This window comes from Actinoplanes sp. NPDC051537 (assembly GCF_055586105.1).
In genome coordinates this window covers 307,909-320,714 of record NZ_JBVJIU010000007.1, presented here as the reverse complement: position 1 = coordinate 320,714, position 12,806 = coordinate 307,909, and the positions used below count along the sequence as shown (strand labels likewise).

The 12,806-nt window shown below is 73.0% G+C and carries 9 protein-coding genes; 2 read left to right on the top strand and 7 right to left on the bottom strand.

What is annotated here, in order from left to right:
- Nucleotides 1-193: 193 nt before the first annotated feature.
- From ACZ6TB_RS19300 to ACZ6TB_RS19285, 4 genes are all read right to left on the bottom strand, one after another.
- Nucleotides 194-1,516, bottom strand: a complete 1,323-nt coding sequence (locus tag ACZ6TB_RS19300; protein ID WP_465555878.1) for a hypothetical protein — start codon at nt 1,514-1,516, stop codon at nt 194-196.
- Nucleotides 1,517-1,713: 197 nt separating this feature from the next.
- Nucleotides 1,714-3,261 carry a long-chain-fatty-acid--CoA ligase gene (locus tag ACZ6TB_RS19295; protein WP_465556059.1) on the bottom strand — a complete coding sequence of 516 codons (1,548 nt, stop codon included), beginning with the start codon at nt 3,259-3,261 and terminating at the stop codon, nt 1,714-1,716.
- A 304-nt stretch (nt 3,262-3,565) separates the two neighbouring features.
- Nucleotides 3,566-5,914: an ABC transporter permease gene (locus ACZ6TB_RS19290; protein WP_465555877.1), complete on the bottom strand. Its 2,349-nt coding sequence runs from the start codon at nt 5,912-5,914 to the stop codon at nt 3,566-3,568.
- Nucleotides 5,911-6,687, bottom strand: coding sequence for an ABC transporter ATP-binding protein (locus ACZ6TB_RS19285; RefSeq protein WP_465555876.1), 777 nt, complete (start codon nt 6,685-6,687; stop codon nt 5,911-5,913). The genes ACZ6TB_RS19290 and ACZ6TB_RS19285 overlap by 4 nt, the downstream gene beginning before the upstream one ends.
- Before the next feature lie 110 nt (nt 6,688-6,797).
- Here ACZ6TB_RS19285 and ACZ6TB_RS19280 point away from each other — a divergent pair, with 110 nt between their 5' ends.
- Nucleotides 6,798-8,036: a sensor histidine kinase gene (locus tag ACZ6TB_RS19280; RefSeq protein WP_465555875.1), complete on the top strand. Its 1,239-nt coding sequence runs from the start codon at nt 6,798-6,800 to the stop codon at nt 8,034-8,036.
- Nucleotides 8,037-8,578: 542 nt separating this feature from the next.
- On the top strand, nt 8,579-9,271 hold the full coding sequence (locus ACZ6TB_RS19275) for a response regulator (RefSeq protein ID WP_465555874.1): 693 nt from the start codon (nt 8,579-8,581) through the stop codon (nt 9,269-9,271).
- 157 nt (nt 9,272-9,428) lie between these two features.
- On the opposite strand, the gene ACZ6TB_RS19270 is transcribed toward ACZ6TB_RS19275, so the two are convergent.
- From ACZ6TB_RS19270 to ACZ6TB_RS19260, 3 genes are read right to left on the bottom strand one after another with little or no spacing between them, the layout of a single operon-like run.
- Entirely contained in the window at nt 9,429-10,784 is a 1,356-nt protein-coding gene (locus tag ACZ6TB_RS19270; RefSeq protein ID WP_465555873.1) for an O-antigen ligase family protein, read from the bottom strand.
- Nucleotides 10,781-12,052: a lipopolysaccharide biosynthesis protein gene (locus tag ACZ6TB_RS19265; protein WP_465555872.1), complete on the bottom strand. Its 1,272-nt coding sequence runs from the start codon at nt 12,050-12,052 to the stop codon at nt 10,781-10,783. The genes ACZ6TB_RS19270 and ACZ6TB_RS19265 overlap by 4 nt, the downstream gene beginning before the upstream one ends.
- A gap of 4 nt (nt 12,053-12,056) precedes the next feature.
- On the bottom strand, nt 12,057-12,722 hold the full coding sequence (locus ACZ6TB_RS19260; RefSeq protein ID WP_465555871.1) for a sugar transferase: 666 nt from the start codon (nt 12,720-12,722) through the stop codon (nt 12,057-12,059).
- Between the last annotated feature and the right edge of the window lie 84 nt (nt 12,723-12,806).

The following is a 12,806-nucleotide window of genomic DNA, read 5'->3' as shown; positions in this document are numbered from 1 at the left end:
GCTTTCGCGCCGTTCACCGAAGCTCGGCCCGCCTCCGCGCCGCTCATCGGTAGCTGGCCGGCCTTTGTGCCGCTCATCGGTGCCCGGCCGGCCTTTGCGCCGCTCGTCGGTACCCGGCCGGCCTTTGCGCCGCTCGTCGGTACCCGGCCGGCCTTTGCGCCGCTCGTCGGTACCCGGCCGGCCTTTGCGGCGCTCATCGGTACTCCGCCAGGCGGGCGCGGATGCCGGACGCGGCCAGCAGGCAGATCGCGAGCGCCACGAGCGGGCCGAGCACCGTCAGCACCCCGAGGCCGTTACCCGCCGCGCCGATCTCCTCGGTGAAGGCGGCCTTGCGCTCGTCGAGGACCGACCCGATGTTGTTCGTGAGGTAGCCGAACCGCTTGCTGGTCGAGTCGCTGATCGCCAGCTTGACGGCGCTCTCGTAGTCGCCGCCGTCGTCCAGCCCGCGGATCAGCTGATGGTCGCTGACGTACTGACGGTGATCCGTCCGTGCCCCGTCCCGCAGGTAACGGTTCTCGAGTGCCCGGGTGAGACTCTGGTCGGTGTCCAGGAAGTCCTGCTCGTAGGAGGCGCCGCTGCCGTGCGCGGCCAGCGTGAGCGCCTCGTCGCCCCGTTCGCGCAGCGCCAGGATGCGTGCCTCGGCGAGCTGGGCGGTCGGCGTCGAGCCCGTGTCGGCGGCCGTGCCGAGATGCGACTGCTGGCTGGCCAGGATGAACATCGACCCGAGCGCCAGCAGCACGGTCAGCACCGTCGCCCCGACCAGCGGCACGTTGAAGGTGCGGTGGGTGGCGCGGCTCAGGAAGCGCTGCGCCAGCAGGAGGGCCGCGATCAACGCCAGCAGCAGGATCGCGAACAGCACCGTCCAGCCCGTGCTCCGTGCGCTGCCGTAGCCCGCGTCGACCTCGTGCTGGGCGTTCCGGAACAGCGTCTGCGCCTGCGGCAGCAGCGTCTGCCGGTTGAGCTCGGACGCCGCCGACAGGTAGGACGACCCGACCGGCAGACCCTGCCGGTTGTCCGCCTTCGCGGTGGCGACCAGGGCGGCGTACCGGGCGACCCCCGAGCTGAGCAGCCGTACCGCGGCGGCGGCCTGGCTGCCGTCGGGCGTGAGCCGGGCCGCCGCCGTGAGCGCGGTCGTGGCCCGGTCGAGGTCGTCGTTGTACCGCGTGGTGAGCGCGGCCGGCTCGAGGCCGCCGGCGAGGAACGCCTGCGCCGCCGTGGTGTCGGCGTCGGCCAGCGCCGAGTAGATCGTCTCGGCCTGGACCAGCAGCGGTTGCGCCCGGTCGCCCAGCTCGCTCGTGCCCGACGACGTGGCGCTCCCGGTGATGCCGGCGACCAGCCCGGTCAGCACGGCGAGGATCAGCAGGCCGCCGAGGATGAGCTGGAGCCGCCCGGGGGAGCTGTGCCGCAGGCCGGTCAGCCGTTTCAGCCCACGTTGTCGTGAGGCGGGCGGGCCGCCGGCCGGTTCCGTCGCTACCTGCGTGCCCGGTGCTGGCCGGGCCGCCAAGGCTGTGCTCAAGCTTCCTCCGTCGGGCAGGGTGACCGCCCGTCCTACTGTGCGGTATCCACGCAAGTGATCATTCAACCGCGGCCCGTTCCCCCAGCAGGAGGCGGCCCGGGCCGATCGGGAGAGTCTACGGACGCGATGCGCCTGGCGGGGTCCCCCGCCGGGCGCGCGCCGCCGGGCGAACGGCCGGTCGTCGCCGTGCCGCCGTGTCAGCTCAGGGCGCGCTTGAGCAGCTTCCCGGTGGCCGTCATCGGCAGCGACTCCACGATCGCCACGACGCGCGGGTACTTGTACGCCGCCATCTGCTCCTTGCCCCAGGCGACCAGCTCGTCCTCGGTGACCGTGGCGCCGTCCTTGAGGATCACGAACGCCTTGACCTCCTCGCCGTGGCTCGGATGCGGAACGCCGATGACCGCCGCGAGCGACACCGCCTCGTGGGTCATCAGCACCTCCTCGATCTCCCGGGGGTACACGTTGAAGCCGCCCCGGATGATCATGTCCTTGGCCCGGTCGACGATGTAGTAGAAGCCGTCCTTGTCCCGTTTGCCGAGGTCCCCGCTCCGGAACCAGCCGTCCCGCATCACCTCGGCCGTCGCCTCCGGCCGGTTGTAGTAGCCGCGCATGATGTTGTGGCCGCGGATCGCGATCTCGCCGATCTCGTCCACGCCCTCGACCGTGTTCCACGACTCGTCGATCAGCTTCACCTCGACACCCCAGATCGGGATGCCGATCGAGCCGGGCCGCGGGTCGCTGTTCGGGTCGCTGAACGTCGCCACCGGCGAGGTCTCGGACAGCCCGTAGCCCTCGAGGATCGTCACCCCGAACCGCTGCCGGACCTCCTTGATGATCTCCACCGGCAGGCTGGACCCGCCGGCCACGGCGACCCGCATGTTCGACGCGATCCGCTCGACGTCCACGCCCTCGGTCAGCGCGTTGAGCAGCCCCCAGTACATGGTCGGCACGCCGGCGAAGAACGTCACGTTCTCCGTCTCCAGCAGCTTCACCGCCGCCGGCGCGTCGAACCGGGGCAGCAGCACCAGCGTCGAGGCGCTCGCGAAGCCCGCGTTCATGTTCACGGTCGAGCCGAACGAGTGGAACAACGGCAGCACGAGCAGGTGCGTGTCGGTCCCCGGCTTGGTGCCGAACAGCCGGTTGCAGGTCAGCGCGTTGAGAATCAGGTTGGAGTGGGAGAGCTCGGCGCCCTTGGCCTGCCCCGTGGTCCCGCTCGTGTAGAGGATCACGGCCGGGTCGGTCTCCGGCAGCAGAACGGACTCGAACACCGGCGCCTTGCCGGCCAGCGCCGCGCCGAGCGTCTCGGCCCCCTCGATCGGCGACGGCGCGGCCGGATCCGCCGTGATCAGGAGGAACTGCTCGCAGCCCTCGGCCTGGCCGAACCCGGCGAAGCCCTCGGCGCCCATCGGCAGCTCCGGCGTCCCCTGGAAGCAGATGTAGGCCTTCGCCTGGGAGTCGCCGAGGTGGTAGGCGATCTCCCGCCCCTTGAGCAGCACGTTCAGCGGGACGACCACCGCGCCCGCCTTGAGGATCCCGTAGTAGACCACCGGGAAGTACGGCAAGTTCGGGCACGAGAGCGCGACCTTGTCGCCGGGCCGGATGCCGCGCTCCACCAGCAGGTTGGCCACCTGGTTGGCCGCCGCGTTCACCTGCGCGTAGTTGAGACGCTGGTCGCCCAGCACGACCGCCGCGCGCTCCGGGTAGTTGCGGGCGCTGTCCTCGAGGAGGACGGAGAGGTTGAGCATGCGGACGATCCCCTTCACGTTCACACTGTGGCCTGGGTCTCATTCGAGCATGCCGCGGCGAGCTGAAGAACCCTCCGTTTCGCTCTTGTTCCATGATCCGCTCCTCCCGTGCGCTTCCCGTTGACGTTCTCGGCTTCCGTTTCGGCCCGGCTCCCGCCGCCTCTGCTCCAGCTCCCTGCTCCAGCTCCCTGCTCCGGTGCTCTGCTCCAGCGCTCTGCTCCAGCTCGCCGCTCCAGCTCGCCGCTCCAGCTCGCCGCTCCAGCTCGCCGCTCCAGCTCGCCGCTCCAGCTCTGTTCGCCAGGCCTCAGCTCCGTTTCCGGCGCAGGACCGGGCCGGCCGTTGCCGCGACGGCCACCAGCGCACAGACCGCCGTGACGGTCGCGGCGGCACCCCACGGAACGACCAGCGGAACCCCGCGCTCGAGCTCGGCCTCGACCGCGGCCCGGACCCCGTCGAGCGAGATCGCCGCGACCACGCCGCCGAGCACCGTGCCCACCACGACGGCCAGCACCGCCTCGGCCGTCGTCACCCGCAGGACCTGACCGGTAGTCGCTCCGGCCAGGCGCATGGCCCGGAACTCGGCCCGCCGCGCCGCCGTCGCCATGAGCAGGGTGTTCGCCACGGCCAGCCCCGTGTAGCCGACCGTGAGACCGATCAGCACGGCCAGGAACAGGTCGACCAGCCGGCCCTCGTCGTCGATGTCGATCTGCACGTACTCCCGGGCCGTCATCGCCCGCGCCCCGGCCACGGCCACCGGCGGGCCGCTCAGCAGCACGGCATCGGTCAGCGCCGCGGGATCGTGCCGCCGGACCGCGTCCCGCGGCAGCAGCACCCCGCCCGTCTTGGCCGTGACCGCCCGGACCGGGAGCCGCTCGCTCGTCCCGTCCGCCCACGCCAGCGCGAGCACCTCGCCGGCCGCGGTGTGCATCTCCTCGGCTGTGGCCGCGTCCAGCACGATTCCGTCGTCGCCCCCGCGGGCCAGCCCGGCGAACTCACCACCCGGAACGCCGGCCGCGTCGTACCCCTTGGTCGTGCCACCCGTCGTGATCAGCACCCGCGTCAGCAGACGAGACGAACCGGGCTGCGCGGCGACCGCGGCGTTCCCCAGTCCCGGGACACCGTCGGGCGCCAGCACGGTGGCGGCCGGAATGTCGGCGGCCTCGTCGGCGCCCTGGACGTTGTCGATGGTGGCGACCGTGCCCGTGAGCAGCACCGTGAAGCCGACCGTGAGCAGCACCGGCGCCGCGGTCGAGGCCACCCGCCGCACCGCGACCAGCGTCCCCTCGCGTATCAGCATGCCGGTGGCCGCCCGGCGCCACGGCCAGGTCGCCGCGCGCACCAGCGGCACGATCACGACCGGCGCCAGCAACGCGGCCGCGGTCAGCAGCAGCATCGCCGCCCCGAGCCCGGCCGTGGACCGCACCGTGATCGGCATCGCCGACAGCCGTGCCAGCAGCACCAGCCCCGCCACCGCGCCGGCCACCCCGGCGATCCACCGCACCGGCGTCATCGCCCGGCGCTCGACCGCGGCATCCCGCAGCGCGTCCAGCGCCGGCGTGCGGCTCGACCGCCGCGCCACGACCGCGACGCCGGCCAGGGCGACGATCACGCCGAGCAGGAACGACCCGGCCAGCGCGAGCGGCTGCACGGTCACCGCGTAGCCCGCCGGTTCCAGGCCTGCGTCCACGAACGGCCCGGCCAGCAGCGGGGCCGTGAGCGCGCCGATCGGCAGCCCGGCCAGCGAGGCGAGCACGGCGACGACGAGCGTCTCGGCGTACATCATCCGGCGCACCTGCCCGGGAGTCGCGCCGACCGCCCGCAGCAGACCGATCTCGCGGCGCCGCTGCGCCGCGCTCAGCGCGCAGGTCGACGCCACCACGAACACCGCCACGAACCCGCCGAGCCCGACCATCGCGATCAGGAGCTGCGCGCCGAGCCACCGGACGCGAGTCACGCTGACCGGTTCCAGCGAGTCACGGTCCCGGCCGGTCAGAACCGCGCCTTCCGCGCCGACCACGCCACGCGCCGCCTCCGCAACGGCGCCGGCGTCGCCACCGACGGTGAGACCGATGACGCGCACACCTGGCGACATCCGCAGCGCCATCGCGTCCGCCACGTAGAACCCGGGACCGTCCACCGTGCCGGTGACCGTCCAGGTGGCGGGGCCGGCGGCGGTCAGCACGTCGATCCGCGTCCCGGGCGGCAACCCGGGCACGGCGACCTCGCCCTCGTGCCGCGGTGCCACCCCCGCCGAGAGCCGGTAGCCGCCCAGCGCCGCCGACGACCAGGCGTGCCCGTCGAGCCGAGCCCCCTCCGGGTCACCAGCCGGCCTCCCGTCCACCACCCGCTGGACGTAGAACACCGGGTCGGCCGCCGCCGCGGTCACGCCCGGAACGTCGGCCAGCCGTGCCGCCAGGCCGATCGCCTCGGCCGCGGTCCACGACTCGTACTCCGGCCGGCCGTAGTCGTTGTCTCCCACCGATGGCGAGCTCACCAGGACCGGCGAGGCCGAATATCGCTCCGGCGCCTCGGGCCGCGACGACAGGTAGAGCGTCGTCGCCCCGGCGACAACCGCCACGCCTAGCGCGATCGCCACGAACGTGCCGGCGAAGCTCGAGAACCGGTGCCGCACCATCTGCCACGCGATGCTCACGACGCCACCCCCGCGGTCCGGGCGGGGCGGGCCTCCTCGAGACGGGCCGTCCGGATCGCGATCTCCTGCGCCCCGGCCGGACCGGCGAGCGCGTCCACCACGCGGCCGTCGGCCAGGAAGAGCACGCGGTCGGCGTGCGCGGCCGCGAACGGGTCGTGCGTGACCATGACGATCGTCTGGTCATGCTGGTCGACGGCGAGGCGCAGCAGCCGCAGCACCTCGCGTCCCGAGCGCGCGTCGAGCGCGCCGGTAGGCTCGTCGGCGAACAACACGGCCGGACGGGTCACCAGTGCCCGCGCGATCGCCACCCGCTGCTGCTGGCCGCCGGATAGCTCGCTCGGCCGATGCCCCGCGCGATCGCCGAGCCCGACCTCGGCCAGCATCGCGTTCACCTCGCCGCGCGCCGGATTGCGGCCGGCCAGGCGCAGCGGCAGCGCCACGTTCTGCGCGGCGGTCAGCGCGGCGATCAGATTGAACGCCTGGAACACAAAGCCGACCCGGGCGCGGCGGAGCTTGGTCAGTTGCCGCTCGGACAGGTCACCGATCGGCGTGCCGTCGATGACCACGTCACCGCCGCTCGCCCGGTCGAGCCCGGCCGCGCAGTGCAGCAGCGTCGACTTGCCCGAACCGGACGGGCCCATGACCGCGGTGAACGTGCCGGCCGGAAAGACGGCATCAATGGCGTCCAGCGCGGTCACGCCTCGCTCGCCGGTGCCGTACGTTTTCGTGACGGCTCTCAGCTCGACCGCCGGTGTTGCTTGCTCCCTCGTCATGCCGTTCAGCCAACCGGTCCGGCGGCCCGCGCACAGTAGAGCTGGATAGAGAATCGAAGGTATAGCCAGGTCTACCGACAGCGGCCCGCCGCCCCGGTAGCGTCGCCCCCATGCCGGTTCGCAACGCGCTCGAAGCGCTCACGATGCGGCCGACACGATTCCTGTGCTCGGCCTGGCCCTGGCGGTCGCTCGCCTATCTGACCGGCGGCGCGCTGCTGGGCTTCGCCGCGATCCTCGCCGTGATCGGGCTGCTGTTCGCCGGCGTGGTGCTGTCGGTTCTGGTGGTCGGCATCGCCGGCTACGTCGCGACCGTGCTGTCCGGCGTCGCCGTCGCCCGGCTCGAGCGCTGGCGCATGCGCCTGGTCGACGAGAGTGTCCTGCCCGACCCGCATCGGCCCGTCCCGCGACCGGGTGTGCGCGCCTGGGTCACGGTCCGGCTGCGCGAGCAGGCCACGTGGCGCGAGCTCGGCTACACGATGCTCTCCTGCCTGATGCTCTGCTGGATGGATGCGGTGGTCGTCACCGCCGCGGTCTACCTGCCGCTGTCGTTGCTCGCCGGGCCGTTGTACATCCACGACTCGCCCCTGAGTGTCACCGTCCCCATCGCTCTGGCCGGCGTCCCGGTGGCGATCATCGCGGCCTACCCCGTCACCGCGTGGGCGGGTGCCCGGGCGGCGATGGCCCGGGCCATCCTCGCGCCGCGCCCGCACGACACCGACGTGCAGCTGGTCGAGGTGACCCGGTCACGGGCCCGCCTGGTCGACGCGTTCGAGGTGGAGCGGCGCCGCATCGAGCGCGACCTGCACGACGGCGCCCAGCAGCGACTGGTCGCGCTGAGCATGCAGCTCGGCTTGGCCCGGCTGGAGCTTCCCGCGGGCTCGGCCGCGGCCGACCAGGTCGCCAACGCGCACGAGCTGGCCAAGCAGGCGCTCACCGAGCTGCGCGAGCTGATCCACGGGGTGCACCCCAAGGTGCTCACCGACCGCGGGCTCGAGGCGGCGGTGGGCGAAGTGGCGGCCACGGCCGCGCTTCCCGTAGACGTTCATATCCGACTCCCGGGCCGTCTGCCGTCGATGGTGGAGGTGACGGCCTATTTCGTAGTGGTGGAGGCATTGACCAACGTGGCGAAACACAGCGAGGCGCGCCGCGCCGCGGTGACGGCCGGCATGGCCGGCGACCGGCTGACGCTTGAGGTACGTGATGACGGACGCGGCGGGGCCGACCCGTCCGCGGGTTCGGGCCTGGTGGGCTTGGCCGACCGGGTGGCCGCGGTGGACGGCACCGTCGCCCTGTCCAGCCCGGCGGGTGGTCCGACCCTGGTGCGCGTCGAGATCCCGGTGTCGTCGTGACCGCGCCGCGGCCCTCCGGGGCTTCGGGCGGCGGTTTGCCGGCCGGACCGGGCCGGCGACGGGAACGCAGCTGGCGAAGCGTCGCCGATTGGCGAAGTTGGGGCGGACGGAGCACCGGGCCAGGTGCCGGACCGGATCCCGGGCCGGGCGCTGCGTCGAGCGTCGGGCCAGGCGCTGGACCGGGTGTGGGGCCCGACGCCGGGCCGCCCGCCAGAACTGGCCCGTCCATCAGAACGGGGCCGGGTCTCAGAACTGGGCCGGGCGTCAGAACGGGGCCGGGAGTCAGAACTGGGCCGGGTGTCAGAACGGGGCCGGGCGTCAGAACTGGGACGTCCGCCAGAGCCGAGTCGTCCGTCAGAACTGGGCCGGGCGTCAGAAGCGGTGCCGGGGCGGGCACCGGCCCGAGGCCCGGGAGCGATCGGCCCGACGGGCGAAGTGTGGGTCCGTTGGCCGTGGCCCCGGAGGGGCGCCGCGGACGTGCGGCGCTGGACAGGGCGGGCGTCTGCGAGGGCAGCACCCGTGCGAGCTCAGAAGGTGCCGCGATGGAACCGGTCGACGCCAGGACCGAGCTGAAGGACCAGAGCGTTCCCGGGCTACGGGTGGTGCTCGCCGAGGACGGCCTGATCGTGCGTGAGGGCGTGACCGGCATGCTGCGGCGGTTCGGGCACGAGGTGGTGGCCGCGGTCGGCGACGCCGAGGAGTTGAAGGCGGCGGTGATCGAGCACGAACCGGACATCGTGGTGACCGACGTGCGGATGCCGCCCACGTTCAGCGACGAGGGCCTCCAGGCGGCCATCGCGTTGCGGGCCGCCGATCCGCAGCTGCCGGTGTTGGTGCTCAGTCAGCACGTGGCGCCGACCTATGCGGCCGAGCTGCTCGACTCGGGGAAGTCGGCGGGCGTCGGCTACCTGCTCAAGGACCGCATCGGGGACGTGACCGACTTCGTCGACGCTCTCATGGCGGTGGCCGAGGGGCAGACCGTCGTGGACCAGGAGGTGGTGCGGCAGCTCATCGGCCGCCGGCGTGATCCGCTGACGTTGCTCACGTCGCGGGAGAAGGAGGTGCTGGCGTTGATGGCCGAGGGGCGATCCAACACGGCGATCGCTCGCCGCATGGTGGTCACCGAGGCCGCGGTGGCGAAACACATCGGCAGCGTGCTCACCAAACTCGACCTCCCGCCCGACGCCGACGACCATCGCCGGGTGCGGGCGGTGCTGGCCTACCTGCGCGGCTGACTGCCCGGTCCACGGCCTGCGGCACACGCCCCGGCGGCCGGCGGTGTCTGGCCCCGGCAGCCGGGCGGCGTGCGCACGGCGCGGCGATGGTCTGGCGGCGTTAAGCGGTGTGGGCGGTGGCCGGCGGCGTGCCTGGCGGATGCACGGCGTGCGTGCATCAGCCCGGCGGACCGACCGGCGCGCCGGCAGACGAGCCGGAAATCGATGCGGGCTGGGCGCGATTGGGAGGTTGGGACGGGGTCGGCGTAGCCGCGGCGGCGGCCAGGACGGACGGAGGGCGGATGGCGGCCAGGAGCAGGAAGATCCACATCAGCCGGGCGTCGTAGTAGTCGCCCGAGAAGAGGCCTGCGCAGCCTACGTAGATGCCGCTGTAGGCCGCGGCCCGGCTCTCCAAGGAGCGCTTGCGGTAAGGGACGCGGGCGAACTCCCGGCGCAGGGCGTAGAAGGCGGTGATCAGGAGGATCAGGCCGACCACGCCGCCCTCGGCGGCTACGGCCAGGGGGAGGTTGTGGACGTAGCGCTCGCCGGGGCCGAGGTTGGTGATGGCGTAGAAGCCGTGGACTCCCACGCCGAAGACGGGCTGCTCGACGAACAGGCCGAGGCCCTTCTCGTAGAGGACGTCACGGTCGGAGGTGTAGCGCTGCTGGAGGGTGGCGGTGAAGAAGCGGTTCTGGGTCAGGGCGATGACGGTGTCGCCGATGATCGCCCAGGTCGCGGCGCACAGGGCGATGAAGGCGGCGAACGGGCGGAGGAAACGGCGCGAGCAGATGATGCGGATCATGCGGGGCATCGCGACGCCGGCGGTGATGGCCAGCGCTACCAGGCCGCCTCGGGAACCGGAGGCCAGGGCGCCGACCAGGAAGGGGGGTACGCCGATCAGCCAGATGAGACGGTCGCCGCTGCGGAAGTAGAAGTAGGTCGCCGCGAGGATGCCCAGGACCAGGACGCGGACGAAGACGTTGGGGCCGCCGCCGAATGCGGCCCAGCGGCCGCTCGCGGTGTGGCCCCGGCCCGATGCGGCGTAGAGGAAGTAGAGCCAGGCGGCGCCGTAGACGCAGCCGAAGGTCACGCGGACCACGTGGTCGCTGTCCCATTCGGCGAGGACGGTGTAGACGGCGAGGAGGATCGTCTCGGCGATCAGGTCGCTCAGGACGTCGTGGATGATCGCGCCGCGCGGGGCCCAGGCGGCCGAGAGCATCTGGTAGCCGAGGAGCACCAGCACCGGGTGCAGGCAGCGGGCGGCGGCGCCGGTGGTGGGTCGGGGGCCGGCGGCCTTCGTCTCGAGGGCGAACGCCATCAGCATCGCGGCGAACAGCAGGACCCGGGTGTCGTTGAGCACCGGGATCTCGAGGCCGATGCGGGTCAGGGTGAAGTGGCCGGCCAGCGTCGCCACGAAGCCGATGCCGATGACCACCAGGCCGGGACGGGTTGCCCGGCGCGGTCCGAGCCGGGCGGCGAGACGTTCGCCCGGAGAGGGGCGTTTCGCGCGGCCGCGCGCCGACCGGCGCTTCACGCCGGGACGGCCCGGAGCAGGGCGGCGTAGGAGAGGGCGCCCAGCAGGACGGCCGCCGTCGTCAGGCCCGCGATCGCGGCGGCGGCCGGGGAGGCGAAGGCGGCGGTGGCGTAGGTGAGGGCGATCTCGACGGCGACGCAGAGGAGCAGGATGCGGGAGATGACGGGGGTTTCCTGGAGGGCGTCCAAGGTGGGGCGGGCGGCGTAGAACGCGGCGAACGGGATGGCGGCCGGCAGGGCGGCGCGGAGGACGTCGATCGCGTCGTGGAACTCGGTGCCGAGGAAGCCGTGGACCAGGGGCGGGGCTATCACGGCGAAGAACAGGGCGCCGAGGGTGGCGAGACCGGCCGCGGCCAGCGGGAGGGTCTTGAGTCCGCGGCTCAGAGGGGATCCGGCGGCGGCCGGGGGCGATTGGAAATGGCTGCTCAGGCGGGGGAGCAGGACCGGCGTGAGCATGCCGAAGACCGAGCAGATCAACGTGATCGCGGACGTGGCGAAGCCGACGAAGCCGGGCGTGGGGGAACCGGGGGCGGCGCCGGCCACGAAGAACGTGGGGAAGGCGAACAGGGCCGGCAGGGCGATCTCGCCGGGGGCGCGGCGGATGCCGAAGCGGAGCAGGGTGCCCAATGGGGGTGGGGAGACCGGGCGGTGGGGGGACGGTACGTGCCGGCTGACGGCGGCGATCCCGGCGAAGGCCAGGAAGGCCATGGCCGCGCCCTGGATGGCCAGGAACAGGTCGGTGCGGGTGGCGGCGGCGAAGGCGACCAGGGGGAGCAGGCCCAGGCCGAGCAGCGAGACCGCGTTCGAGAGGCGGATCTGGCCGTTGCCGCGCAGGCCGGCCATCGTGACCACGACCAGGCAGTTGCCGGCGGCCAGGACCACCACGGCGCGGACGGCGGGGACGCCGCCGGGGATGCCGAGCAGGCGGCCCACGTCGTCGGCCAGGACGAGGCCGAGCAGGCCGACGACGTCCATGATCACGATCTGGACCAGGAACGCCTGCAGCGCCAGGACGCGGGACCGGTCGCCGGCGCGGGGGAGGTATCGGTGCAGGGCGGGGACGAGGCCGAGCAGGGCGAACGGCTGGACGGTGGCGACGACGCCGCGGGCGACCTGGTAGTAGGCGAAGCCGGAGACGCTGGCCCGGCGCGCCACCAGGTGGAACAGGAGCAGGCCGGAGGCGAGCGTCAGCCAGTGGGCGACCGTCGTTCCCACGTAGTCCCGGCGGACGACGGCGGGGATGCTGGTGGCGAGGGCACGCAGGGACACACGATCAGGCGTTCACGGGCTCGGCCGGCAGCACCCGCAGCATGTACTCGTCGACGCCGCGGATGCCGAGCACGGCCAGGGCGGTGAGGACCAGGATCTCCAGGTCGACGCGGAGGCGGTGGTCGGCGACGTACGCGAGGCCCAGCTCGATCTTGCGGGGGCGGATCAGGATGTCGTACGCGAGATCGGGGTCGTCGTGGCCGGCCAGGATGCCGCCCTCGTCGCGGAAGACGATGGACGCCCAGTCGGTGATCCCGGGTTTCACCTCGAGCAGGCGGCGTTCGCGTTCGGTGTAGCGGGCCACCTCGGACGGCACCTGGGGGCGCGGCCCGACCAGGCTCATCGACCCGCCCAGCACGTTGAGGAGCTGGGGCAGCTCGTCCAGCTTCCAGCGGCGCAGCATGCGGCCGGTCGCGGTGAGCCGCGGGTCGTCGTCGGCGGTGGACGGGCCGCCGAGGCGCGAGGCGTCGACGACCATGCTGCGGAACTTCAGCATCTTGAACGGGCGGCCGCCCACGCCGACGCGCTCGCCGCGGTACAGGACCGGGCCGCCGTCCTCCCGCTTGATCCGCCACGCGCAGTAGGCGGCGACGGGAGCGCCGGCCATCAGGACGGCGGCCGCCACCGTCAGGTCCACGATCCGTTTCGCCCGGTCGTAACGCACGGTCACACAACGAAGCGTATCTGTACCTTACGGGGATTTTGCGGCTTTTGGCGGAGGGGAGGGGAGGGGGGAGGGAAGGGGTGCACCCAC